The 26,194-nt window shown below is 50.2% G+C and carries 17 protein-coding genes; 12 read left to right on the top strand and 5 right to left on the bottom strand.

Translation table 11 applies throughout. The features are described 5' to 3' along the window. The first annotated feature begins 124 nt into the window (after window positions 1–124). The 12 genes from AC58QD_RS28780 to AC58QD_RS28835 all read left to right on the top strand — a co-directional run bounded on the left by AC58QD_RS28780 (window position 125) and on the right by AC58QD_RS28835 (window position 15,626). Window positions 125–1,168 carry a response regulator gene (locus AC58QD_RS28780; protein WP_497338496.1) on the top strand — a complete coding sequence of 348 codons (1,044 nt, stop codon included), beginning with the start codon at window positions 125–127 and terminating at the stop codon, window positions 1,166–1,168. Next, the gene (locus tag AC58QD_RS28785) at window positions 1,165–3,015 is read left to right on the top strand and encodes a sensor histidine kinase (protein WP_497338497.1); all 1,851 of its coding nucleotides are present in this window, start codon (window positions 1,165–1,167) and stop codon (window positions 3,013–3,015) included. Before AC58QD_RS28780 ends, AC58QD_RS28785 begins: the two co-directional genes overlap by 4 nt. A 118-nt stretch (window positions 3,016–3,133) precedes the next feature. After that, window positions 3,134–4,090: an ABC transporter permease gene (locus AC58QD_RS28790; RefSeq protein ID WP_497338498.1), complete on the top strand. Its 957-nt coding sequence runs from the start codon at window positions 3,134–3,136 to the stop codon at window positions 4,088–4,090. Between the two features lie 55 nt (window positions 4,091–4,145). Continuing rightward, window positions 4,146–5,027, top strand: coding sequence for a carbohydrate ABC transporter permease (locus AC58QD_RS28795; protein ID WP_497338500.1), 882 nt, complete (start codon window positions 4,146–4,148; stop codon window positions 5,025–5,027). A 132-nt stretch (window positions 5,028–5,159) separates the two neighbouring features. Further along, on the top strand, window positions 5,160–6,722 hold the full coding sequence (locus tag AC58QD_RS28800) for an extracellular solute-binding protein (protein ID WP_497338501.1): 1,563 nt from the start codon (window positions 5,160–5,162) through the stop codon (window positions 6,720–6,722). A 72-nt stretch (window positions 6,723–6,794) separates the two neighbouring features. Then, window positions 6,795–7,562 (top strand): SDR family NAD(P)-dependent oxidoreductase, encoded by a 768-nt coding sequence (locus AC58QD_RS28805; RefSeq protein ID WP_497338502.1) that lies wholly within the window; start codon window positions 6,795–6,797, stop codon window positions 7,560–7,562. Beyond that, window positions 7,559–9,583, top strand: a complete 2,025-nt coding sequence (locus AC58QD_RS28810; RefSeq protein WP_497338503.1) for a heparinase II/III domain-containing protein — start codon at window positions 7,559–7,561, stop codon at window positions 9,581–9,583. The genes AC58QD_RS28805 and AC58QD_RS28810 overlap by 4 nt, the downstream gene beginning before the upstream one ends. A gap of 38 nt (window positions 9,584–9,621) precedes the next feature. Next, the gene (locus AC58QD_RS28815; protein ID WP_497338504.1) at window positions 9,622–11,931 is read left to right on the top strand and encodes a DUF4962 domain-containing protein; all 2,310 of its coding nucleotides are present in this window, start codon (window positions 9,622–9,624) and stop codon (window positions 11,929–11,931) included. A 246-nt stretch (window positions 11,932–12,177) separates the two neighbouring features. Then, window positions 12,178–13,152 carry a sugar kinase gene (locus AC58QD_RS28820; RefSeq protein ID WP_497338505.1) on the top strand — a complete coding sequence of 325 codons (975 nt, stop codon included), beginning with the start codon at window positions 12,178–12,180 and terminating at the stop codon, window positions 13,150–13,152. Between the two features lie 55 nt (window positions 13,153–13,207). After that, window positions 13,208–13,873: a bifunctional 2-keto-4-hydroxyglutarate aldolase/2-keto-3-deoxy-6-phosphogluconate aldolase gene (locus tag AC58QD_RS28825; protein WP_497338506.1), complete on the top strand. Its 666-nt coding sequence runs from the start codon at window positions 13,208–13,210 to the stop codon at window positions 13,871–13,873. Between the two features lie 179 nt (window positions 13,874–14,052). Continuing rightward, window positions 14,053–15,003 carry a GNAT family N-acetyltransferase gene (locus tag AC58QD_RS28830; protein WP_497338507.1) on the top strand — a complete coding sequence of 317 codons (951 nt, stop codon included), beginning with the start codon at window positions 14,053–14,055 and terminating at the stop codon, window positions 15,001–15,003. A 299-nt stretch (window positions 15,004–15,302) separates the two neighbouring features. Next, window positions 15,303–15,626 (top strand): hypothetical protein, encoded by a 324-nt coding sequence (locus tag AC58QD_RS28835; RefSeq protein ID WP_497338508.1) that lies wholly within the window; start codon window positions 15,303–15,305, stop codon window positions 15,624–15,626. Between the two features lie 64 nt (window positions 15,627–15,690). On the opposite strand, the gene AC58QD_RS28840 is transcribed toward AC58QD_RS28835, so the two are convergent. From AC58QD_RS28840 to AC58QD_RS28860, 5 genes are all read right to left on the bottom strand, one after another. Then, window positions 15,691–16,431: an HAD family hydrolase gene (locus AC58QD_RS28840; protein ID WP_497338509.1), complete on the bottom strand. Its 741-nt coding sequence runs from the start codon at window positions 16,429–16,431 to the stop codon at window positions 15,691–15,693. 186 nt (window positions 16,432–16,617) lie between these two features. Continuing rightward, on the bottom strand, window positions 16,618–16,926 hold the full coding sequence (locus AC58QD_RS28845) for a DUF4870 domain-containing protein (protein WP_497338510.1): 309 nt from the start codon (window positions 16,924–16,926) through the stop codon (window positions 16,618–16,620). 1,001 nt (window positions 16,927–17,927) lie between these two features. Beyond that, window positions 17,928–18,983, bottom strand: a complete 1,056-nt coding sequence (locus AC58QD_RS28850; RefSeq protein WP_497338511.1) for a YlbL family protein — start codon at window positions 18,981–18,983, stop codon at window positions 17,928–17,930. 131 nt (window positions 18,984–19,114) lie between these two features. After that, entirely contained in the window at window positions 19,115–23,665 is a 4,551-nt protein-coding gene (locus tag AC58QD_RS28855) for a glutamate synthase-related protein (RefSeq protein ID WP_497338512.1), read from the bottom strand. A gap of 867 nt (window positions 23,666–24,532) precedes the next feature. Further along, window positions 24,533–25,861, bottom strand: a complete 1,329-nt coding sequence (locus AC58QD_RS28860) for a glutamate-1-semialdehyde 2,1-aminomutase (protein ID WP_497338532.1) — start codon at window positions 25,859–25,861, stop codon at window positions 24,533–24,535. Window positions 25,862–26,194: the final 333 nt, after the last annotated feature.

Consider the following 26,194-nt stretch of genomic DNA (forward strand, 5'->3'; position numbering starts at 1 on the left):
AAACGAATCCATTGTTGGATTCCGAGCAGCCAATTAAGATAAAGGAGAATCCAAGAAAGAAATTCCCGCCATTGTGATACAATAAATGTTACAACTACGACCATGAAAGGGGTGCGCCGAACAGATGGACATCCTGATTGTCGATGATGAACCGATGATTCGCAAAGGCTTGCAAACGATGGTCGCCCAGCTCGGTCCCCAAATCACTAATATCCGCCTTGCCGAGAACGGCGAGGAGGCGCTAGTCCAGATCCAGGCGAGACGTCCAGACATTGTACTGACGGATATCCGCATGCCTAAGCTGGATGGTCTCGAGTTATGCCGGCAAGTAGCTCAGATGGATACAGACATGGTGGTAGTGGTCGTATCCGGCTATCATGATTTTGAATATGCGCAGAAATGCTTATCATATGGCGTTAAAGAATATATCCTTAAACCTGTTAACAAAAAGAACATGCATGAGGTGCTCCAAAAGCTGATCATCAAATTGCAGAAGCAGCGTGCAGTAGAGCGTCTGTCCAACTTCAACTTTGATCCATGGATCGAGCAAATGGACGAGGCTATCTGGAATGTGCAGGAGGAAGCTTTGGAGAGCTTGTTTGCCTCGCTCCGATCCGAGACAGCTGCGTTCAACTCCCAGAAACGGATGCTGGACCTGCTGCAGAAGCTGAATGCTCAACTATCCAAGAAGCTGCAGGCACGGGACATCACAATGCCTGTATTTGCGATCCAGAAGGAAGAACCGCAGCCGGCTGCATCCGTAAGTGCAAGTCCGCTTGAGGATTTCATTGGCGTAATCCGCGCCATCGTGAAGGAGCTTCGCTTGCGCCGCAAAGGCAAACACCGGGATCCGATCGAAGAAGCGAAGGATTACATCGAGAAGCATATTGCTAAAGAAGTCTCCTTGGAGGAAGTTGCCGAGACGCTTGGCTTCAATCCGTCATATTTCAGCCAGCTTTTCAAGCAAATGACGAATGAAACCTTCGTGCAATACCGCATTAAACGCCGCATGGAGCGGGCCAAGAAGCTGCTTGATCAGCCGCACTACCGGATTATCGATATTTCTTACGAAATAGGGTATGCGGATCATGCGCATTTTACCAAAACGTTCAAGAAATACGAAGGCTGCTCCCCATCCGAGTATCGCGGGAGGCTTGGGATCCATTGATAAGGCAGAAACTGTCCACCCAAATATACGCATACTTTCTAATCGTCATCGTCTTATCGCTTAGCGTAGTCGGTGTCTTTTCTTATATCCAGTCCTCCAAGGCGCTCGATCGTCAGTCGGAGAAGAACATCTCTCAAGTCATCTCGAATGCCCTGTACCAGACAGACCTCTATCTGCAAACTTACGAGCGTATTAGTGAATCGATCCTGTCCAACAACGATGTAAGACGATTTATGAACATCGATCCTGAGGATAACTATGCGCATTTTTACTACAACGATCAGATCCGCAAATATGTGTTCCAGCCTTCCTTTATCCTTCATCCTCAGATTAGCCTGATCTATGTGATCGGCAATCACGGCAAAGCGATCAGCGACGATAATGCGAACCAGTCGTACTCTCCCTATTTCAACCCAAGTCGTCAGCTTGACCTGCTGAATGAAAGAACGCCCTTCAATGGGGCTATTGCTATTCTGAACACCAGCATCGTGGCCGGCCAAGGCAATGATGTGATTACTCTGGCTAGAAAAATAAGAGGCGCTGCATCCCATGAGCCATTGGGTGTGCTTGCAGTGGAGTTTAAGGCCAAGGAGCTTGAGAAAATATGGGGACGCCTCGATGTCGGTGAATCCGGCTTTTTCTTCCTGGTCGATGATCAAGGTCAAATAATTTATCACCCCGGCGACTCGGAATCCGTTGCGAACATCACACCGGATGTCATCGCGAACATGGAGCGTAATCGAGTATCGTATCAACAGACGGCAGACGGTGAGAAACGGATGATCGTGTCTTTGCAGTCCGATTATTCCCATTGGCATCTGGCCGCATCGATTCCCGTCAAGGAGCTCCGCCAGCCAATCTCTACTATACGAACAACAACCCTGATCGTGGGTCTGGTCACGCTTGTTTTTGCTTTGTGGCTCGCTTACCGCTTCGGACAATCGTTGCTCAAGCCCATTCATATTCTGAAGAATGGAATGCGTGAGACAGAGAAAGGGAATTGGGACCCCATAGTAGCCCCCGAGCGCAAGGACGAGCTGGGTGGGTTAATTCGCAGCTACAATCTGATGGTCAGCCGGTTATCTGAGATGATCGACCGTGTCTACGAGGCGGAGCTGCGCAATCAGAAGACGACGCTCGACCTGCAGGCGACCAGACTCGAGCGCCAGAGGGCGGAGTTTCAAGCCCTGCAAATGCAGATTAATCCGCATTTTCTCTACAACACGCTAGAGACGATCAATTGTTATGCGGTTGTGCAGGATTCCGATGAAATATCCGAGATGGTCGATGCTATGGCCGCCATGCTTCGTTATTCCGTGCAGACGAATTTGGAGGAAATCACGGTAGTCAATGAACTGAAGCATGTCTTGAACTATATGACGATTCTGAAACACCGCACGGGGGTTGATTTTGAAATCGACGTTAGAGTACCGCCAGGACTGCTGCTGGAAAAAATGGTGCGGCTCACCCTTCAGCCTCTAGTTGAAAATGTGTTCCAGCATGCCTTTCCAGACGGGGTACAGCCGCATCATTTCATTCGTATAGATGCCCGATTCGAGCAGGATCGTTTCTTGATTATCGTAGAGGATAACGGTGTAGGAGTCCCGCTGGACAAGCTGGAGGAGCTGAGAGCGAAGCTGGAGCAGAACCGTCTTGCATCAGATCCATCAGATCCTGAGTCTGCGCAGAAACGCGGGGGGATTGGTCTGATGAATGTCCATCGCCGCATTCAGCTCGTCTTCGGAGAGCAGTACGGGTTGAGGGTGGAAAGCACGCCTGCTGAAGGCGCTCGAATCATAATGTCGATGCCGAAGGACCCAAAAAAAACACAAGAACAATCAAAATGACTCCATTGTCGGTTGCACCCGAACGGTCTAGTATAGAGCTACAACCCGTTATGTAAATGCTTTCATGTTAACTCTCACAGAAGCAAGAACTATTCCAGAGAAAAAAAGGGTGAAACTCATGGCTAGAGCTAAACTGCAGGATGTCAACCAACCCTCTTACAGAACCCGTTCAAATTCCTTATGGAAGTACATGTGGAAGTACAAAGCGCTGTATATTCTGACGATACCTGGCATTCTGTACTACATTCTTTTCCGGTACATTCCGCTCGGTGCTTCATTTATCGCATTCAAGGACTATAACATTTTCAAAGGTGTATGGGGCAGCCCCTGGGTCGGCTTAGAACACTTCGAGCGAATGTTTCGCCACGCAGACTTCTTGCGAATATTCAAGAACACGATCATTATAGGCGGGCTCGATCTGCTCTTCGCTTTTCCGGCACCGATCATCCTGGCGCTTCTGCTGAACGAGGTTCGTCTGGTTATATACAAACGGATCGTGCAAACGATTATTTATATGCCGCATTTTCTGTCCTGGGTTATTATAAGCGGGATTGCGGTCGGGATTTTATCTCCATCGACAGGGTTCATTAATCATTTCCTAGTATGGCTGGGCTTCGAGCCGATCTACTTCCTGGCAGAGAATTCGATGATTCGATCCATTCTCGTTACATCCGGGATCTGGAAGGAAGTCGGTTGGGGTACGATCATCTACTTGGCAGCCTTAGCAGGTGTGAACCCGGACTTGTATGAGGCAGCCGACATCGATGGGGCGAACCGCTGGAAGCAGACCTTGTCGATTACGATTCCTTCGATCATGCCTACTATCGTAATCTTGCTATTGCTCAAAATTGGCGATTTCCTGGACTTCGGCTTCGAGCGAGTATGGGTGTTCCTGAATCCGTTGACGTTCGAGAATGGTGAAATTCTGGATACTTATATTTATCGGGCAGGGCTGCTGCAGCAAGAGTACAGCTTTACTACGGCGGTCGGGATGTTCAAATCGTTGATCGGGTTAATCATGCTGGTGGGCGCTAACAAACTGAGCAGAAAAGCAACTGGCGAAAGCTTGTACTAGCTTAGCGTATGCTTATGAAGAACTTTTCTTCGAAAAGTTTTAGGAGGAGACAACGATGAATCTTCGTACAACCAAGGGTCAAAAAGTATTCAATGTGTTCAACCTGCTGTTTCTGACAGGCATAGCGTTGCTCATGTTTCTGCCCTTTCTGAATATTTTTGCGCAGTCGTTCAGCAGCTCCAAAGCGATCACGAACGGTCTGGTCGGTCTATGGCCTGTTGATTTCACTACTCTGAATTACCGTTATGTGTTCCAGGATCCTACCATCTGGAGAGCTTTTGGGATAAGCGTATTTATTACGGTGTGCGGAACATTGATTAACTTGGCGATGACTTCCACACTGGCCTATCCGTTATCCCGACAAGAGTATGTGGGACGCAAATATGTGTTGATCATGATCCTGGTCACAATTATATTTCAAGCGCCGCTGATCCCGATGTTTATTCTTGTCAAGAATTTGGGTTTGATGAACTCCCTGTGGGCGCTCATGATTCCGAATGCGATCAGTGCTTTTAACTTCTTCGTGATGCGGTCCTTCTTTCAAAATATTCCGAATGAGCTGATCGATTCCGGTCGGATTGACGGCTGTACGGAGCTGAGACTGCTGTGGCGAATCATTCTCCCGCTTTCCAAGCCTGCGATGGCTACAATGGGGATTTATTATGCGGTATATCACTGGAACTCGTATACGAATGCCTTATATTATTTGAACAAACGGGAATTATATCCTTTGCAGCTCAAGCTGCGTGAACTCATTGTATCCGACGACATTAATCTGGATCCAACCGGCTCGTTGTATTCCGAAATGCTGAACACCTCTCCCGAGGGGATCAAGATGGCTACCGTTATAGTGGCAACTGTCCCGATTCTGCTCATTTACCCTTTCCTGCAAAAGCATTTTATTAAAGGGATGCTGATCGGCTCCATCAAATCGTAATCCTAAAAAAAGAACAAAGGCATATAAATTCACTCCATTGTTGATAACTGGGATTCGCAATACAATCGGTATGCAAGCGCTTTAATAGCGCTGCAGCACAAACCTAAACTATAAAAAGGGAAGAGGGTAGCTATGAAGAAACAATTGATTCTAGCGCTCACATCTGTTCTAGCTTTCGGGTCCATCATCGGTTGTTCATCCAGCGGAAGCGACAAACCTGCAGAATCGACAGCACCAACCGGTCAAGGCAACACCGCTGCAGCAGGTCCGACGAAATTCTCGATCTCACTGCGCACACTGAACTTCGACTACGTAGAGAAACATGCCAATATCAACGAAGACAAATGGGTCAAAGAGCTGGAGAAAAAGACGAACGCCGATCTCGATATTCGTCTGATCCCGCATAATGATTACGAGCAGAAGATGATTCAGATGTTCGCAATCAATGACATTCCTGATGTAGTGCAAGGCGGAGCAGGTACGAATGGGAAAGAGCTTGCCGGTTCCGTACAAGCAGGCGTATTCCTGGAACTCAATGACTTGTTGAAGAAACATGGACCCAATCTGATGAAAGTAATTCCGCAATCAGCCTGGGACGAAGTAACATTGAACGGTAAAATTTATGCGATTCCCGAATTTCTCTCCAACTCTTCCCGCCGTGCAACTTGGGTTCGCGCCGATCTGATGGAAAAGGTGGGCATTACGAAGGATCCGAAGACGGTTGACGAGTACATGGAAATGTTGAGAGCGTTCAAGAAGATTGGTGTCGAGAATCCGTTCATGGGACGTGAGCAATTCAAGTATGCGGATATTTTCTTCGGTGCCTATGACGTGTACCCCTACTTGAGCCAATTCGAGAAGGTTGGTGACAATGTTCAACCGAAGTTCATGGATTCCGAGAACATGATGAAGGCGCTCCAAGTATACAAGAACATGTACGATGAAGGGCTGATCAACAAAGAATTCGCAACCATTAACCCAACGAACTTCAAGAATATTATCCTGGCTGGTAAAGCGGGTATGTGGGAAATGAACACCCAAGAGCTGCTGCAATGGGAAACTCAGCTGAAGGCGAATGTTCCGGATGCCAAGATCAAGATCATTCCTTCGCCAATAGGACCAGATGGTAAAGGCGGCGGCTACCTGTACGCTTCTGCGGCAAGATCCTACTTCATCAACAAGAGCGCTAAGGACAAAGCGGAAGGCATCATCAAGTTCTTCGACTGGATGGTTACAGTGGATGCAGACAAATGGTTCGATACTACATTGCCAGTAGAGCCGAAGACACCAGAGGAAGTATCGGAACAACGGTACTTGAGCGGATTCCTGCACTTGGTGAAGGACGATGCTTACCGCAAAGAGATTCTGAATGCAACCGCACCAGGTAAAGATTTGCTGAAAGTATTCGAAACGATTATGCCGAAGGAAGGCCGCGGCGGCATCGAATTCGATCCGCGGTTGGAAGCGATGCAAAAGAATCCGGATGCATCCCCATTGTCGGATACACCTCCGCCGGTTCTGCTGCAGCACATGGTCAAGATGGTCTACGGCAAATCACCGATTTCGGATTGGCCAAAAGCAATTGACGAGTGGAAAACCAAAGGCGGGAACGAAATTCTGAAGGAAGCGAACGATCGCTTCAAGAAGAAAGATGGCATCAAGCTGAGAGGCGAGGAAACACAAAACTTGAAATAACGTTCCAACCTCTCCCTGCGAGCAATCGCGGGGAGAGACGTTTCTTATAACATTTACAAGGAGGACTTTACTATGAAGATCGAATTGTCGGGAAAGCTTGCGTTGGTTACGGGCGGAAGCGCTGGGATCGGACGTGCAATTGCTGTATCGCTGGCGGAGTGCGGGGCGAAGGTGGCCGTCAACTATATGACTAGCAAGGAGGCCGCTGAGGAGACTGTTGGCATGATTCAACAGGCTGGGGGAGAAGCAGTCGCATTCCAGGGGGATATGACTGATGTTCAGCAGATCGAATCGATGTTCGCTGCGATAGAGAACGCGTTCGGCGGAACGGTGGATATCCTTATCAATAACGCAGGCAATCTCGTCAAGCGTGTGCCTAACGGAGAGATGAGTGAAGAGCATTACAACAAGGTAATGGACGTTAATTTCAAAAGCTGTGTGTTCGTAAGCAAAGCAGCTCTGGCGGGCATGAAGGAGAAGGGCTACGGGAAGATCGTCAACCTCTCATCGGTAGCGGCGCATAACGGTGGAGGACCTGGAGCTACAATCTATGCAGCGAGCAAGGGAGCGATCAATACGTATACGAAAGGGCTAGCCAAGGAGCAAGCTTCCTCTGGAATCCGAGTCAACGCAGTTTCTCCGGGGTTCATAGGACAGACGGCATTCCATGCAACATTCACCTCGGATGAAGGGAGAAAAGCTTCTGTTGCTTCGGTACCGCTAGGTCGGGAGGGTACACCGCAGGATGTCGCAGGCGCCGTGTTGTTCTTGGCCTCGGCTATGTCCGATTACTTGACAGGAGAGACCATTGAAGTGAACGGAGGCATGTTCATGAGATGATGAATATAGAGCAGACAGACCGTTACAACTGGAGAGCAAATAGTATTGTACAACTGGAACAAGAGCTGGAGCGGCTGCTGCAGGAAGGCTACGCAATTCCAAGCGAACCCGGGGGCTGGTGGCATCAATACGTATGCCCGGAACACCATATCGAGCTTACGTTTGATCCATTCGAGCAGGATGCACATACGTTCCATTGCCCTTATGGGTGCTCCTTGGAGGGGGAACCGTATCGCGGCGGCTGGCTGGTGTATAAGCACCAGCAGTTGGCCCGCTACGCTCTGCAAGCAGCAGCTGTCTACGCGGGAACGCAAAAGGCACAGTTCGCTGAGCTAGGGAAGCAAATTATCGGACAGTACGCGAAGCAGTTCCCTCAATACCCTGTTCACCCGGATGCCCAGCCTTGGATGCTGAAGGGCAGAGCGTTCCATCAAGCATTAAGCGAGGCGATCTGGGCTTCGACGCTGATCCGTGCTTACTTGCTGTTGAAGGATGAACAGGTTGATTTCAGCGAGTGGGCCGCGACAATCGATACTTTCTTGAGCATGCTCGAAGACAGTATGACCCAGTACCGGCACATCCTGATCCATGAGCGGAATAATCCGGAGAGTAATTATACGGCGTGGTTGAATGCGGCGTTAGCGTGTGTATACGCAGCCTGGAATGACCCTGTGAAGCTGCAAGGCTTGATTGACGGGGAAGGCGGATTCATCCATCACTTATCCATCGGTGTCATGGCGGATCAAATGGAGTTCGAAGGCAGCACTTATTATCATGTTTTCGTGTTAAGAGCCTATATGATTACAGCGGAGATGGCTGAACGATTCGGGGTAGACCTTCATCAAGCTCGCGGGGAGCAGGGGCAGTCCCTGGAAGGAATGTTCGATGTTCTCGCTGAGCTTGCGAACGATCAAGGCGAGCTTCCTGCGCTGCACGACGGACCTTATAAGCGAATTCCTTATGCTCGGGAGATCGCAGAGATTATGGAGGCGGGCTTGTCCAAGTATAGGAAGGAAGCATATATTGCAATACTCGCAGAGGCATACCGGCAGTTGAACGGCGAGAAGGTGAGGAGCGGACTGGAAGCCGTTGTGTATGGCAGCGGCGATTGGGACATGGATGGGCAATTAGCTAGACGTACATCACAGCTGCTTGCTCCATCCGGCTTCGCGATTCTCAGACATGCGGATAATCCGTTGTCTGTATTAGTTGACTTTGGTCCGCACGGGGGCTCCCATGGTCATTATGACAAGCTTCATGTCACCATCACTCATCAGACAGGGGCAGTAACGCCGGAGCTTGGCATGGTTCCGTACGGATCATCGCTGCGCAAAAGCTGGTATGCAGCGACTGCGAGCCATAATACGGTGTCGATTGGGGGCAGGACCCAGGCGGAACATACGGGTTCCTGTGTAAAGTTTGAAGAGAGCGAAGCCTACTCTTACGTGTGGGTAAGATCAGATGCCGCTTATGAGCAATGTATGATGAACCGGCATCTGTATTTAACCAAGGACTGGCTGTTGGACTGGTTAGAGGTAGAGTGTGAAGAAGAGCAGCAGATCGATTGGTGGCTTCATCATCTGGGAGTTACAGGTGATTATGCATACGGGAGATGGGAGTCATTCAAGGGAGTACTTGGGGATGCGGATGGCTATCAACTGCTTCAGGATATCTCAGTGTTGAATGGGCAAGGGCAACCGTACAACGTATGGCTGCCTGTAGGCGGAGATAAGGGAATGGGACAAGTTAGCTGTGCGGGTCTTGTCTCGCAGCAGCAAGACTCATCGATCTATCAATACAGCTATCCCGGCACAGCGGATGATCCGAGTAAGCGTCTGTATGGGGTGTTGCACCGTCAAGTTGGGAAAAAGGCACGGTTTGTGAATGTGTATAGCGATGGGAGCGAGCCTGTTTCGCTTCGCTGGCTCAGCGAAGAGTCCATAATCATTGAACAAGAGTCCGGGCCAAGCTGGACCTGCACCATGTCCTCGCAGATAAATATTGGCTTGATCATAGTATAAGGGGTCTTCTATAGATAACGGATGGGAGAGAAGCTTTCATGTACAATTTATTCGAGCCTGGAAGCGGTCCGATGACGGTTCAATATGAGCCTGATCAGCATACGAGGTTATTGGAAAATCCACCGCGGTTCACATGGATGCCGGCGCAATTGGATCATGATCGTTATATGCTGCAAATATCTTCTCATGCGGATTTCGATGAGGCCAGTACGATTAAAGTAAATGAAATTCCATATAACTTTTATACCCCCGATCATTCATTTATTCCAGGCGAGTATTTCTGGCGATATGCATTGCTTACATCGGAAGGATCGGGCTCAGGAACGGCAGAACGAACGACATGGAGCAAGATTCGCTCTTTCACTGTACCGTCCGATTTGCCCGAAACTCCGTTGCCGAGCCGTGAAGGGAGATACGAGCATGTCAGTCAGACGCATCCGCGGTTGTGGTTACAAGCCGATCGGCTGAAGGCTTTTCGTCGAGAGGTAGAGAAGGATGAGTCGTTCAGCGGTTGGGCGGAGTTTTATAGGAAGTCCGTTGTCCCTTGGACGGAGCGGCCGCTAATCTCGGAGCCTGCGCCGTATCCCAATCACAAACGGGTGCCGAAGCTGTGGCGTCAAATGTATATGGATTGTCAGGAAGCTTACTACGCTGTGAAACATCTTAGCGTCGCAGGTGTAGTGCTGCAGGATGAGCATTTGCTGGAGCAGGCAAAGAGGTGGCTGCTGCACGTGACTTCTTGGGATACGGAAGGGACGACAGCCCGTGACTATAACGACGAAGCAGCCTTTCGGGTTGCGGGAACGCTCGCTTGGGGCTACGACTGGTTGTTCGACGAGCTGAACAGCGAGGAGCGCGAGTTAGTAAGGAGCAAGCTGTTCCGCCGCACCGAGCAAGTCGCGTTCCATGTGATTGAGAGCTCCAAGATTCATCATGTGCCTTATGACAGCCATGCCGTCCGATCACTGTCTTCGGTGCTTGCGCCCTGCTGTATTGCGCTCATGGGCGAAGAGCCCAAAGCTCGTGAGTGGCTCGACTATACGCTGGAGTACTACTCCTGTCTGTACACCCCATGGGGCGGGATTGACGGAGGGTGGGCAGAGGGTCCCATTTATTGGACGACAGGTATGGCTTTCGTGACGGAAGCGCTGAACCTGATCAAGCCGTACACAGGGATTGATCTATTAAAACGTCCGTTTTTCACTAAAACCGGGGACTTTCCGCTCTATTGCTTCAGTCCGGGCACGGTTCACACAAGCTTCGGAGACCAATCTAATCTAGGCGAGCTACCGATATTGAAGACGGGGTTCAACGTACGGCAGTTTGCAGGCTTGACGGGGAACGGTTGGTACCAATGGTACTACGAGCAGGTTAAGCGTGATGACATTGACCCTGAAAGCAAGTTTTACAACTACGGCTGGTGGGATTTCCGATTCGATGAGATGGTATATCTCTATGATAATCCGCAAGTAGAGGCGGTGGCGCCGACGAATATTGAACCATTGAAATGGTTCCGCGACGTGGGCTGGGTCGCTATGCATGACCGGATGGAACGTCCGGAAGAGCATGTGATGCTGCTGACCAAAGCAAGCAAATACGGCTCCATCAGCCATAGCCATGGCGATCAGGCTTCATTCCTGTTGCACGCTTATGGAGAGCCGCTCGCTATCCATAGCGGACACTACTTGGCGCACGGGACGTCCATGCATCTGGATTGGCGAAGACAGACTCGTTCCAAGAATAGCATTCTCATCGATGGCAAAGGGCAATATGCAGGATTGGACAAATCTCTGAACATGGAAGCCAAAGGGACTGTTGAGATTGCTGAACAACGCACGGGTTATCGTTATGTTCGAATGAATGCGACAGCCGCCTACAAGGAAGAGGTCCCCTATCTTACGCGCTACGTGCGGGAGATCTATTACTTCCATTCCTCTTATATCGTTATAGTCGATCATGTAGATTTGCAACAGGCAAGCACGCTGGATTGGCTGCTGCACACAATGAAGCCGATGCATTTGGACGGCCATCATGCTCTCTATGAAGGGAAGAAAGCTAAGCTGGACGTTCGGTTTGTCTACAACTCCTCAGGAGCGCTAACACTCACCTCCCACAACGAGTTCATTGGGGTGAATCCGGAGGAGATTGAAGGTCTCGATGTGCACTGGCATATGCGAGCCCATACGGCAGCGGCATCGCGGCACCGGATTGCTGCATTGCTTGTGCCGATGCGTTCAACAGAGAGCCGGTATGTTTCTTATTTCATGGACGATCAGGACCATGGTGTTCATCTTTATTTTACGGACAATGGCGTTACGTCCAAGGTCGAAGTGCCCAAAGCCTATTAAGACAAAGAAGCTGTATTCCGAGAGTGGGAATACAGCTTTGCGTTTTAGTTCGGATGCCAACTGATGCGCGTTGTCCTGGGAGGGAGGAGCGCACTCCAAAACAATTGGATAGGTTCCATTGATTCTCGCGGTGGATTATCCTATGATTAGGTGGGACAAGCAGCGTTCGTACATTCGCATTAATATTCACATTTGAGCTCATTGAAGTCCGTGAATTACACATAAAGAGTACGAGGGGGAAAGGTATTGGGAACGTTAAGCGATAAGACACGCACGGCCCCGGAAGTGGTCACTTTTGGAGAATCGATGGGGCTTATGATGCCGACAGGACCCAAGGGAATCGAATACTCGGCACAATTCGAGAAATCGTTCGCGGGTGCGGAGAGCAACCTGTCCATCGGGATCGCCCGCCTAGGTCATCAAGCCGGATGGTGCGGCCGTCTCGGCAGTGATCCCTTGGGACGCTATATATTGAAGCAGATTCGCGGAGAAGGCGTGGACGTATCTCGTGCCGCATTGTCCTCCGAAGCGCCAACCGGGTTAATCATCCGTGAGGTGGTATCCGGCAAGTCCTCGGTCTACTATTACCGCCGCAATTCGGTTGCCAGTCTAATGCGTCCGGAGCATTTGGACGAGAGTTACATCGCGCAGGCGCGTATTCTCCACATTACCGGCATAACGGCTGCTCTAAGCGAGTCTTGCCGTGAGACACTTCGCGAGGCGATTCGCATAGCGAAGAAACATGGCGTTACCGTCTGCTTCGACCCGAACCTGCGGTTGAAGCTATGGACCATTGAGCAAGCCCGACCAGTCATTATGGAGCTTGCTGCGGAAGCCGATTACTTTTTGCCTGGCTTGGACGAGCTGAAGCTGTTGTATGAGAGCGACAGCTTCGATGAAATTGTTGCCCGTTTGGGTGAATTGTCAGCGGTATCAATCGTCAAAGGCGGGGACGACGAGACTTATGTAGTCGAGAAGGGTGCCGTAACCGCAGTGCCTTATTATAAGGCAGAGCAGGTTGTCGATACGGTCGGAGCAGGAGATGGGTTCTGCGCAGGCTTCATTGTCGGAGTACTCAAAGGTTATACGCATGCAGAGGCTGTTCGACTAGGCAATCTGATTGGATGTATGGTTGTGCAGATGGAAGGCGACTGGGAAGGACTGCCGACTTGGGAGCAAGTACAAGCCTATATGAACAAAACTTCGCACGTTGAGCGTTAATCCAGCTGCTGTACCGTAAAGACCTAGATTTCAATTCAAGGAGCGATATGAGCTAATGAAAAAAATCAAACTGCTTCAGCAAATAACAGAAGCGGGCGTAGTTGCGGTCCTGCGAGCCGACACGCCGGAGGAAGTCGTCCGCATGGCGGAGCATGCGATCGCCGGCGGCATCAAGGTCATCGAGGTGACGATGACGGTGCCCTTCGCGCTGCGCGCCATCGAGGATCTGGCCAAGCGCTATTCCAGCACGGCGCAGGACGAGAATCGCTATGCGATTATCGGCGTCGGCACGGCGCTTGACCCGGAGACGGCTCGCGCTGCCATCTTGAGCGGGGCCGAGTTCGTCGTCGGCCCTTCACTGAACCCGCGCACCGTCGAATTGTGCAACCGTTACCGGGTGCCGATTATGCCGGGCTGCATGACGATCCAGGATATCCAGAGTGCGCTTGAGCTCGGTGTGGATATCGTCAAGCTATTCCCGGGCAATCTATATTCCCCGGCAATGATTAAAGCCATTAAAGGTCCGCTGCCGCAAGCGAACATCATGCCTACAGGCGGCGTCTCGCTGTCTAATCTTGGCGAGTGGATAGCAGCCGGTGCGGTTGCCGTCGGCATCGGATCCGATCTGACCGCCGATGCGGTCAAGACCGGCAACTACGAGCTTGTCGCGCAAAAGGCGGCGAGCTATATCGAGGCATATCGCGCGGCGAAGAAGAAGTAAGCCATTTGTGTGGTTCACTATACAACTACCAAGAACCGCTAGAGTGATTTTCTCTAGCGGTTTTTCACAACTGCATCTTTCCAGTTCACCCAAATGATCCCTGTCAATCAACACCACGAACAGCTATTATGTGAGTATCAGGGTTTGCGACTATCCATATGAAAGGCGGTTGTATTAGAATGAACGATTCGGAAATACGGTTGGGTCGCTTGCATCAATGCACTTTCGAGCAAGCATTGGAGCTGAAGCAGCGGGGGTTCGAAGGGTACAGTGCGGACATGGCTCGCCATTATCCGGGATTTATTCAACCTGCAGCTACGGCTGTGTCTCCAGGAGCGTTGGACCGAATGCTCGATGGATTCGGGTCCGAAGGAATTCGTCCTGAGTTGTCTGTTGTCGGTTATGCGGACAATAAGCCAGTCGGGTTCGTATTTATTGCTATGAAAACAGTGAACGGAAAAAAGCTGGCTTGGAACGGCGGAACGGGCGTATTTCCAGAGTATCGCGGGAGAGGTCTCGCGAAGGCGATGATGCAGGAAGCGCACCGAGTGATCAAGGAACAAGAAGTCGACCATGCTTTCCTGGAGGTTGTCGCCAAGAATGAGCATGCCGTTATCGCGTATGAGAAGGGTGGATTTCGCAATGTTGACCGTCTAATCGGCATGACCCGGACCGAACCGCTCGCTAAGCCTTTTTATGAAGGGGATCTGCCTGAGTCTTTTCGCCTTCAATATGGCAGTCCGGTTGATGTTTCGACACTTGCTTTTTATAGGGAAAAGGCGGCTTGGGGATGCATGTGGCATAATATGAAGACGAGTGAGTCGCTTATCGCCATTGATGCTGAGGGACGGGCAATAGGTTATGCCTTGTTCGTACGAAACCGCTCCGAGGATGGAGAACTGCAATCCATCCTATTGCGTCAATGCGAAGTGAGTCCGGAGCTGCAAGACCGAGAAACGATTTTCCGAATCTTGCTGTCAGAAGTGTTTGGCCCCTATGATATTCCATGTACTCGCAGAACAGTGGATCTGTCCATGTCTAATCCGGAAGTTGTTCGGTTGCTTCAGGCGGCGGAGTTCACGACCAACTACGAGCAGTACTTGATGATGATGGACAAGACAGGGCAGTAAGCGGGAGGCGAAAAAGCTTGGAGTAGAAGGCGAAGGATGGAATCAGTACATAATCAAGGCCCACAATATGCAACTGTCCACTTTTCCCGGTACTTGAAAGTTTCGAGACTCCAAAAATGGTGTAAGTACTTCCTAACCGGCCTTTCTTGCTTATGTTGCCCGCCCTATTTGCTAGTCTTAGGTCTAGGTGCGGAGCCAAACGTTAGACTAATGTGTGTTGAACACGCGAATGGTATAATGTGTCTATAGAGATGAGTCGAAGTACTTTTACTTCGCAAATGTTGAAGGAGGAACACACATTGAACACGTCGCGTCTGATGAAATTTGTAACGGGTGGTATGGAAGCTTTTCTAGGTATCCCGATCTTAGGGGGCTTGTTCATTATGGGAACAGGCTATACGCCTTTGTGGGTGATGCTCATTCTGCATATCGTGACTTTGCTTCTTGCAGCTAAGGAGAACACAGTCAAGCTAGGCAGTATACTTGGTATTATCACTTCATGTCTAGCCTGGATTCCGATTCTGGGGATGCTGTTGCACATTTTAACCGCAATCGTACTCCTGATGAACGCTGTATTTGAAGGAAACTCTTCCGGCGGCCGAGGCTACCGACGTCGTTACTAAGAAGCGTGCATAATCAAAAACCTGCCCACCCGTTAGTTGCTACACTAACAGGAGGCAGGTTTTTTTATAATTGATCGTGCAGCATAATGGCGGGAGGAACATCCAACAACGATTTCAGCTGCAAAAATAATCGCTTAGGCTCCGCTGTAATCTCAACAATGTTATACTTCCATTCCGTAATGGCAGGGATATGGATGGCATTTATGCCCGTCTCAAGTGCGGGGATAATGTCGGTCCGAATGGAATTGCCGATCATCCAAGTACGACTTCTGTCGAACTTCTGCTTCTCCAGAATGGACTCCATCACCGGTGTTGTTTTATGAGGCGAGATAAAGATCCGGTCCTCGAAAAAAGTGTCCAACCCCATCTGCTTCACCTTACGCTCTTGGATAACGGTTTCCCCTCCCGTGTATAAGAACAGATGATGCCCACGCGCGGTCAAACGCTCCAGAGTTTCCGTCATATTAGGATAGGGCTCAATCGTCTGTGCATACACACTCATGCCAATGTCATACAACCGGCGCTGCTCCTCTTCAGAAGTCTGACGTCCTGTCATCGCGCTGAAATAAGCGTAGGTATCCACCAGAGATTGGGGAAAGTGATCCGAGACAAAGCCGTGCTTCTGGACGCCGATCTCATCAATTTCGTACTGTTTTTTGGTCACATCCTCCGTCGTAATGCGGTAACCGGCAAACCAGGTCGTCATAAGATCGAAAAACTGGGCCAGCACGAAATCGAAATATTTATTGCAGTGAATCAACGTATCGTCTAAGTCAAATAGAAGGGTCTGTTTAGTTGGTTTCATGCTAAATGCGTAGCTCCTCACATGTTGGATAGGCAACTTCCGATTGAATATAGTGTACCGCTTCAAGGAGTGTTGTACTCTCTATCTTACTGCACATTGGACAAAAGAAAAAGTCCAGCAAGTTCCTCGCAGGGAGGACACTTAACCGGACTATTGAATCGATTGTGATTGGCAGGTGTCTAGCTATTACTTAAGGAGTGAGATATGCCCAATGATCGGGAGAGGTTTGGTTTGACCATTAGCTGCATTAATAATGCCGAGTATCGCTAGAACTAGACAGAATAAGCCTGCAAAAGGCAGCAAAAACCAACTGATGAATGGAATTACCCGAAGCACAATTTGGAGGGATACATACAGTAAGAAAAGTAGAAATCCTTGATTGGCATGATACATCGCGAACTTGGAATCCTTGGCCGCAAGCAGAGGGATAAAGAAGATTATGTAAGCCAAGACTGCATACACTTTGTTATTGTTCACATCTTGATCTACTTCCATGGAACACCTCTTCTACAGTTTACTGATGCTCTATGTATATTCCTGCTCCTGCTTACTCATTCAAAAAAATCAGCTGCTTCCCGTGAAATGATAGGTTGTGCCTACTGCCATGTGTCCCAAGGCTTGTTTGGAAGGTTAAGAAAGTACACTCTATTATGAGGATTACCTGCAGGTCCTGGGAGGGTTAAATGTTTCGCTTCTCCGCGCCAACCCCGCGCTAACTCCACGCCAACCCCGCGCTAACTCCACGCCAACCCCGCGCTAACTCCACGCCAACCCCCATAGCTGCAAAACCTGCAGTTAATTTCTTTCAAACGCAGCATATTTGGATAATAACTGCAAAACCTGCAGCTAATGATTAGACTTTTATCGAGATGAACCGGATATCATAAAATTAACGGTACGAAATGCAGTTAATTTGGTAAAAGGCCCCAATCCCAGAAAATGAACTGTAGCTAATGCAGTTAAAGGAGAGTTGCGAACACACACTTTCTAAAGCAAGCTCAGTACACGAGCGTTTTTATAGAGCAATATCTAATTAGTAACTGGAAGACTATCTAGATTATCCTTAACCAAATGGCGGAGTTGATTAGTTCAAAGATCAGTTACTACTTAAGACCATGGAGATCAGTTAGCCAGTGCTTGTATAGGTTATATGGGCGGAAGAGACGGCTTTTTCTAGAATAGCAAGTTTTACCACTGGTTATTGGCCTGGTTTTGGGGAAAATCGGGTAACAATGGGGAAATAAGGGATAGTGAGGTTGGCTAATTCGTGCCTGGGTTATGGAATGGCCCGAATAGACAGTAGTAACATGGCTTATCTGTAGGCGAGGAACCACTAAAATCCAAGATGCCACGAAAACCACTAAAACCCATGAGTGAAGGAGCAAAGAACTCGATTATTTTGTAATGGAAGCCGGAATTCACAGAGACTCTCGGGAACGTACTAGCACGGAATAAAAAAGCCGTCCAGAGGACGGCCGTTCGGCAGCGGCGTAAGCTTAATTCGCCTGTTTCACAGGTAACTTCTCTATATACTCAACGGCTTCTGCGAGGGTGGTGACTGGAACAAGCTTCATCGAAGGATTGGTCAACTTCTTGTAAGCTTCTAACGCAGTGGCTTCATTATGATCGGTGGGATTGACGCTCTTAGGGATGATGAAGTAATCGACACCGGCGTTAGCAGCTGCAATAATCTTGTGATCCATTCCGCCGATTTGCCCGATAACCCCATTCGCATCGATCGTGCCAGTTCCAGCTATATGGTAACCGCGGGGTAGCGCTCCTTGACTATATTGAGACACGATCTCTAGTGCCAACATGAATCCAGCAGATGGCCCCCCGATATCATTCAGGTTAAAATCAATTTTCTCGTTATGAATCGGAGTTTGCACGGTGGCGTAACCGAAGCCGAATCCGGTTCGTTTACCCGCAGCATCATTCAGCTCCATCAACGGAACCGAGAGCGATTCTGTTTGGCCGCCCCGTTTGACCGTGACCGAGATCTGTTCGCCTGGTTTCTTGTTGGCTAACGCCGTCTTCAAATCATCGGCACTCTTGATGACTTTGCCTTCGACAGCAGATACGATATCCCCTTCGAACAACACATTGGCAGCAGGTGCACCCTCTAGAAAGTAGTTAATGATAACCCCTTCATAATCCAACTGTACTGGTTTATTCAGCACATGTAGGGCCGCAACAACAGCACTAGCTTCCGAATCATCCCGCATCCATCTCAGCAGACGATTGTAGGATTCCGTATTTCGCACTTGGCCGAGCTTTTTCTTTTTGGGAATAATTTTGGCATTCGGAGCAAATTTCCCATACACCCAAACGTAAGGATTGGCCCTTATGGAGAACACGGTTGTAAACATAATCTCACCTTGATCGGGATGTTGCTGCCCCTGTACGGTAACCCGATCATCCAAAGGCTCTACGGACCCCGGAATCTCTATGTAATAAGGGAGAGGGACATAGTTCAGTGACAGGGCAACGAGCAACACAAGGAGCAGGAGCTTCCATCGGCGCTGGATTTGCCGGATTATAGGGTTCGCCATGCGGGCATTCGGACCTCCCGAAACTTCTAATTCTTCTATCTTACTGCACATTGGGCAAAAGAAAAAGCCCAGCTAAGCGATCACTCTCCGAATATAGAGGAGTGAGGCTTAACCGAGCTATCGAGATCCAATTATTCTGTTGCAACCGATTGGTCTGCTTGCATACCAACTGGTGAAATGCGAATGAAGTGAGCATCCAGATTGCCAAGCAAGGAGTCAATCTTTGCGGCTTCTTCCGGTTGACCCGAAGCTAGCAGCTCTTGCTTGTAAGAGCCAAGCAATTGTGTCAGATCCGTCTTGCTTTGTGGACCGAGCGGCTGCAGGCTTACCTTGGCGCCTTTGGCAACACGACGTTCAATCGCTTGCCGATCGAGACCCATCTCTGGAACGAGACGTTGGTACACGACACCGCCCGTCATACCTGCGCAGATCCATGGACCTGGATCGCCCATCACAACTGCACGACCGTTGGTCATGTACTCAAAAGCGAAGCCCTTGAGGTTGGCGCGGCTCGCAATGTTGCCGAGCTGATCTTGAATCGGCGAGGAGATTTCTCCGCCGAAGATCACGTCTGCGCCGGACAACCGGATGCAGGCGCGGGAGTCAGCGCCGCCTTGGACGATGAACAATCCACTTTGAGAGCCGTAGCAGAACGATTTCCCAACCGAACCGTTGATGAATCGGCCGTTCTTGCCGGCAGTTTTCATGATGGCTACTTTACCGCCGAGAGACATTTTACCTACGCCGTCTTCAGCTCCGCCTTGAACTGTAATGTTCACCCCGCGTGCGTTGAAGGCTGCAAGTCCGTTACCCGGTACGGAACCATCCGTTAATTGCAAGGACACTTCAGGCAGCTTATCATAACTGCCGTCGAAACGATCACGTACACGATGGCTGGAGTAGCGAGTGCCTAGAATACGGGATTCGGCAACAACCTTGGACCACTTGCGGACTACAGGGCCGTTATTGAATACAACAGCATCCGGGTAGAACTCTTGACCTTCTGCGCCAGCTGCAACACGGATATCCGATGAGGTAGCGGCCGCTTGAGCTTGTGCTTCCGATGCAGCTTGCAAGAACGACAATGGTGCTGGACGGAGCAAGTCGGACAAGTCGATACGGTCCAGCTTAGCGGATTGCTCGAGCAGGTCGGAACGGCCTACCAGCTCTTGCAGGTTGCTGAAGCCCAGATCGGCTACGATCTGACGAACTTCTTCGCCGATTCCGCTGAATAAGCGGACCAAGCTATCGACAGCTGTATCATATACGCGCGGTACGAATCGGCGAAGGCCTTTCTCATCGGCTTCCTCCATAGAATCGATCTGAGTAGCAATCCCTACGTGACACGTATCGAGGTGACAGCCGCGGCATGTTGTACAACCGATCGATTGCATGGCGATACTGCCGAAGCCGGCGCGGTTAGCGCCCAGCATGACCATCTTCACAACGTCAGCACCGGACTTGAGTCCACCGTCTGACCATAGTTCGACCTGGTGACGTAAGCCAGCTTCGATCAAAGCGACGTGAGCCAGCTTCGTACCGATCTCGGTCGGCAAGCCGACGTGAGTGATCGAATGAATACGGGCCGCACCTGTTCCACCGTCGAATCCGGACAGCGTAATTACATTTGCACCAGCTTTTGCAACACCCACTGCAATGGTGCCAATCCCAGGAACAATCGGGATTTTTACGATAATCTTGGCTTTGCGGCCGCTTGCTTCCTTAAGCTCACTAATCAACTGGGACAAGTCCTCAATCGAATAAATATCGTGATTGTTAGAAGGAGAGATCAAGTCAGATCCAATCGTTGCGTTACGCGCAGCAGCAATCTTAGCCGTAACCTTGGAGCCTGGCAAGTGACCGCCTTCACCTGGCTTCGCGCCTTGACCAATTTTGATTTCCAGGAACGCTACGGCATTCGCCAGCTCAACATTGACGCCGAAACGACCGGAAGCAACTTGGGCGCCGCGAGTTTTCTTGTAACGGCCGAGCATATCTTTGATCTCGCCGCCCTCGCCATTCATGGTAACCATGTTCATCCGCTCGCCAGCTTCGGCATAAGCGCGGAATGCCGTTTCATTCTGTGACCCGAATGACATAGAGGAGATCAGCATAGGCAAGCTGTGACCGCCGATTGAAATATCTACTTCAGAGGCATCAAGCGGCTTACGGCCTTGGAGCGCCTTAGTGTAGTTAAAGTCGGCTATGTGGCGAATGGAGATCGGATTACGTTTCTCTTCCTCGCGTAGTTTTTCCATGTATTCACTGTATGGAGCTACTCCTGAAGCAGCATCTCCGAGTGCTTTCCACATCCGTTGGAAGAAGCGGAAGTTCTTGGCTGCCTTAGCCTTGGGATTAGCATAATCCGCATATCGCGCATTCGCATCCTGATCTAGCTCGGCGAAGCCAGTTCCAGCTTGCTCGCTCCCGAGATAATTCACAATATCAAGCACTTCTGCAAGCTCTGGCTTAAGCCCGATGGAAGAGAAGAAGCGAGTGTATCCGCGCAGCTCATGTGTCCCGATCGTGGAGATGACTTTCTCTAAGCCTTTGGCTAGAGTCAGCAATACTTTGCGAGCGGCTGCTGCACCGTCTTTGTCTGCTGCAGTTTCGAACAGCAGATAAGGGGACACGATCTCAGCGCCAAGACCGCAGCTGAGTGCGATATCGTGCAAGCTGCGAATAGCAGCGGAACGCAGGGCAATGGCAGCGTGACGGCGCAGATTGTCTCCACTGCCGAGCTTCACTCCGCGAAGCGCGATATCGACCTTGGATACCGCCAAATGCGGATCCATCCACAGGTTGTCGTCTTTATGTGCTTCTGCGTCGTCCAGGACGACCAGGATCGCACCGTTCTGTACAGCTTGAACGGCATCCAACGCTAACTGATCAAGCGCATCCTTAAGAGAAGAACCGCGTTTGAACGTAGTGGAGAGGAAAGCAACAGCATTCTCGCCTTGTTTGCGGCATTCTGCAATAATTTGCTCAAGTGACATATGGTTGATTTCTTCTTGTGAGCCAATGCCGTTCTCGCCTTCCAGCACCATAGGAGCCATTAGCTCAAAACGGACGCCAGAGTCGATTGGTCCATATACCGTTGGACGTGAGCCGATAACTACACGAGTGGAGAAATGTTCCATCTCCCGGTCGCGGTCAATCGCTGGATTCGTTACAACAGCCACGCTTTCCTTGATGAAATCCGGGATGTTCTGGCGCTCCCAGTTGAGTGCAGCATGCGGGCCGTCAAAGCCGAGTGAACGAATTGGTTCAGCGCCAGTCTGCGCCATGGATTCGATCATCTGCACACCATCGCGGTCCCAGCCGAATGCGCTGTAGATGTTATCGGTGGTTCCGATTTTGGCATTTGGAGTGGAGGCAGCATCTGTACCAGCAAAGGAAAGATGCTTGCGCATACCGTCCATATTAATGCGCGAAGATGCGCGTTCTAATACTTTGGATTGCAGTTCAGTGTAAGCTATTACGCGAATCGGCTGTCCGCTGGTAAGCTCAACCCCAATTTTCTCACCTGGAGCGATTGGCTTCGGCTCGGCTACCATTTGATCAACCGTAATAATCCCTTGCTCGGAAGAGAAGTAGAGAGAAGCTTCGCTCTCGACCATCCATACCGGACGCAAGCCTAGCGCATCTACGCTGAATACACATTCATTGCCGTAGCGGGATACGATTCCGGCAGGCCCTTGTGCATAATGTCCCCAAATCTGACGATAGTACACGTATAAGTCTTGAAGCTCGGGACGGAACAGCTTCATTTCATTATGAATCGGCGGGAATACAAGCTCCATAGCTTCGAATAAGCTTAGCCCAAAGCGGTGGATGAACGTTTCGATAACACGGTTCATATCCTGCGAGTCACTGCCGCCCTCTACAAGAGGAACGCCGACCATATCGGCCTCATAACGCATTTTCTTAACCGTGTTAATCTCTCCGTTATGTCCAAGCAGGGAGAAAGGCTGTACCCGGAAAAAGCTGGACAACGTATTCGTCGAGTAGCGGTTGTGCCCAATCGTTACTTGAGCGGCGAACAATGGATCTTGCAGATCCTTGAAGTATTTAGGCAAAATGCTTGCAGCACCCATTACTTTGTAAGCTGCAGTTACGTTGCTTAGGGAAGCCACGTGCACATAGTAGCGAGCTTCGATAGCCACATGCAGTTCGTACAAATGGTCAGCCGTTACGACTTCAAGTTGCTCATTGAGTGCTGCTACCTGCCAGAAGCAAGGCTCGTCAAGACGGCCGTTGCGACCCAAAGCGGAGGAAGTTACTTGATTCTCTTGTTCAAATATAATGCGGATATTACGCTCAGCGAACATCTCGCGGATCTCAGCTTGAATAGCAGATACAGATTGCTTCAAATTGCGCGGGATAAAAATATGCGCGATCGAGAAGCGAGGGTCCTGAGCAAGCTCAGCTGAAAGGCCTGCGCCTTCAAGACGCTTGCTCCATAGGGAGCGAGGAATGTCAGTCAAGATCCCGCAGCCGTCGCCTTCTCCATCGATAAATCCGGAGCGGTGCTCCATCAGCACGAGGGCATCGATCGTTTTGTTGAGATTGTCACGGGACGGATTACCGTCTTTTTCGATAATGCAAATAATTCCGCAAGCGTCGTGTTCATCCTTCAATAGGTCTTGGAAACGACCTTCATTTATCATGATTTCATTCATATGATTCAGCCAGAAACGAGTTCCGGCCTCCACCTCCCTGTTCTGTAGAAAAGCTGTGAAACATTCATTGAGACAATCGAATTTACAAAAATGTGAAATCGTAAAAAAGCCGGAGGGATTCGTCAAAAAAATGACGATCCTGAGCTGAAAGCTTCAATGAGTGAGATTGAATAAACACGACCTAAGTCCACAACCCGTATAGGCATTAGAATGCCTGAAGAGGGATTTAAGTGACAGGCGCGCGATAAAAATCTGCTGCATGTATGTGAATAAATAAGCTTTGTACAAAGCTTGAAAATTTTCCAAATCAAGATTAAGCATGAAGTTATGGTAAATAAGGGCCGCGACAAAGGGAAAGGTTATAGGTTTGGCTTACGAAAAGGATAAAGGTTAGGTGTAATAAAAGGTTATAAGTTATAGGGTATAAGGTTAAAGGTTATAAGTTATAGGGTTATAGGTTATAAGGTTATAGGTTATATGGTGTCGGGCGCCAAGCGGCGGAGCCCCCGCATAGCATGCGCAGTGTGGAACCGGCAATGCTAGGCCTTCCAGTTCATCTGAGACCCTTGCAGATCGTCACCGCGAGATACCCTGCTGATCAGGCAGAATATCGTGGAGAGGTCTCTTACAGGGAAAAGATTCTCGAATAAATCTAGGCTTGGCCATAGGCCATTGAGGAATGTGTCTTTTAAAGTATATTAAGAATAACACGAAATTTCATTCCGCACAATACAAGGTTCCAATAATCGACAAGTAAACGATTTCCTTTTATTATAAAGGGATCTCAGGCTTGCAGCTAATATAGGACAAAATATAAACACGAACGATAGATGATTGTTCATCATAATCGTTCGTGTTTTTGTAGGATCAGACAGATTCAGACATCTTAGAAAAAGCTATTTCAGCCGCTTCGATCGTATCAGCGATGTCGGCTTCTGTATGTGCTGTCGTGAGGAACCACGCCTCGTACTTCGACGGAGCCAGGCAGATGCCTTGATCCAGCATCAGCCTGAAGAACGTGGCGAACTGCTCGCCGTCCGTATCCTGTGCCTCGTCATAATTCGTGACGGGGTTGTCGCAGAAGTGCGTCGAGAAGGCGCCGCCGATCCGGTTGATCGTGAGCGCGATCCCGTGCCGCGAAGCGGCGGCGGCCAGTCCGGCGGCCAGCGTCGACGCAAGCGACTCCATCCGCGCGTAAACGCCAGGCTCGGCCAGCGCCTCGAGGCAGGCTATGCCGGCGCGGATCGAGGCCGGGTTGCCAGCCATGGTACCGGCCTGATAGGCCGGGCCGAGCGGCGCAACCTGCGCCATGATGTCGCGCCGTCCGCCGTAGGCGCCGATCGGCAGCCCGCCGCCGATGATCTTGCCTAGCGCGGTCAGATCGGGCTCGACCGCGCTGTAGTCTGCGAAGCCTCCGCCTGCATAGGTCTGCGCCGCGCCGTAATGGAAGCGGAAGGCCGTGATGACCTCGTCATAGATGACGAGGGAGCCGTTCGCGCGTGTCATGCGGCACAGCGCTTCGAGGTAGCCGGGCTTCGGCATCACCATGCCGAAGTTGCCGACGATCGGCTCGATCATCACAGCAGCGATGTCGGCGCCCCAATGCGCAAGTGCCTCTTCCAACGCTGCAAGATCGTTGTAAGGCACAGTAATCACCTCGTGAGCGATGCTCGGCGGCACACCCGCACTGTCAGGTATCCCCAGTGTGGAAGGTCCAGAGCCGGCAGCGACAAGAACAAGGTCAGAATGACCGTGGTAACAGCCGGCGAATTTCACGATCTTGCTGCGTCCTGTATAAGCTCGCGCCACACGAATCGTCGTCATGACCGCTTCCGTACCGGAGTTGACGAATCGCACCTTGTCCAGGGAAGGAATCGCTTCCTTCAGCATCTTAGCGAATCGGACCTCTAGTTCGGTAGGGGTGCCATACAACGTGCCGCTGCGAGCGGCTTCAACTATAGCTTCTGTCACATGGGGATGAGCATGTCCGAGAATGATAGGGCCGTAGGCGGCCAAATAATCGATGTACCGATTGCCGTCAGCATCCCAGAAATAGGCGCCTTGCCCGCGCTCCATGAATACCGGAGCGCCGCCGCCGACGGCCTTGAAGGAGCGGGAGGGGCTATTCACGCCCCCTACGATATGTTCTAATGCTTCCTTGTACAAGGATTCGGATCGAGTTCGTGTGCGACTCATGGACACAGTATGTACCTCCCAATGTTTGCATGAAAATTTGGTCTCTTTAGATAAGGGAACTGAGCTCCCTTATTCTCACCAAACTAGCATCTTTGGCATGAATGTAGGAAGTCAGTTCCCTTAATTAAAATCTGCTGATACGATCATCAGCTTATAACGGCTATAAAGATTTTGGCGTTGGTGTAGGTATCGGTATTCCAGTTGGTTTTGTTGTTGGTGCAGGTGCAACCGTCCCAGTCGAAGTTGGTGTAGGTGTCGGTTTGGTTATCGGCGTCCTTGCAGGTGTTTCCGTTGGTTCAGGCGTTGATGATGGCACTGATGACGGCGTTGGTT

The sequence above is a fragment of the Paenibacillus sp. J2R1T-4 genome, from assembly GCF_059692235.1.

Bases quoted from the DNA above. Each gene is read 5' to 3' on its own strand.
- AC58QD_RS28780 (WP_497338496.1), top strand. From the start codon at position 125: ATGGACATCCTGATTGTCGATGATGAACCGATGATTCGCAAAGGCTTG.
- AC58QD_RS28790 (WP_497338498.1), top strand. From the start codon at position 3,134: ATGGCTAGAGCTAAACTGCAGGATGTCAACCAACCCTCTTACAGAACC.
- AC58QD_RS28795 (WP_497338500.1), top strand. From the start codon at position 4,146: ATGAATCTTCGTACAACCAAGGGTCAAAAAGTATTCAATGTGTTCAAC.
- AC58QD_RS28800 (WP_497338501.1), top strand. From the start codon at position 5,160: ATGAAGAAACAATTGATTCTAGCGCTCACATCTGTTCTAGCTTTCGGG.
- AC58QD_RS28805 (WP_497338502.1), top strand. From the start codon at position 6,795: ATGAAGATCGAATTGTCGGGAAAGCTTGCGTTGGTTACGGGCGGAAGC.
- AC58QD_RS28810 (WP_497338503.1), top strand. From the start codon at position 7,559: ATGATGAATATAGAGCAGACAGACCGTTACAACTGGAGAGCAAATAGT.
- AC58QD_RS28815 (WP_497338504.1), top strand. From the start codon at position 9,622: ATGTACAATTTATTCGAGCCTGGAAGCGGTCCGATGACGGTTCAATAT.
- AC58QD_RS28825 (WP_497338506.1), top strand. From the start codon at position 13,208: ATGAAAAAAATCAAACTGCTTCAGCAAATAACAGAAGCGGGCGTAGTT.
- AC58QD_RS28830 (WP_497338507.1), top strand. From the start codon at position 14,053: ATGAACGATTCGGAAATACGGTTGGGTCGCTTGCATCAATGCACTTTC.
- AC58QD_RS28840 (WP_497338509.1), bottom strand. From the start codon at position 16,431: ATGAAACCAACTAAACAGACCCTTCTATTTGACTTAGACGATACGTTG.
- AC58QD_RS28845 (WP_497338510.1), bottom strand. From the start codon at position 16,926: ATGGAAGTAGATCAAGATGTGAACAATAACAAAGTGTATGCAGTCTTG.
- AC58QD_RS28850 (WP_497338511.1), bottom strand. From the start codon at position 18,983: ATGGCGAACCCTATAATCCGGCAAATCCAGCGCCGATGGAAGCTCCTG.
- AC58QD_RS28855 (WP_497338512.1), bottom strand. From the start codon at position 23,665: ATGAATGAAATCATGATAAATGAAGGTCGTTTCCAAGACCTATTGAAG.
- AC58QD_RS28860 (WP_497338532.1), bottom strand. From the start codon at position 25,861: ATGAGTCGCACACGAACTCGATCCGAATCCTTGTACAAGGAAGCATTA.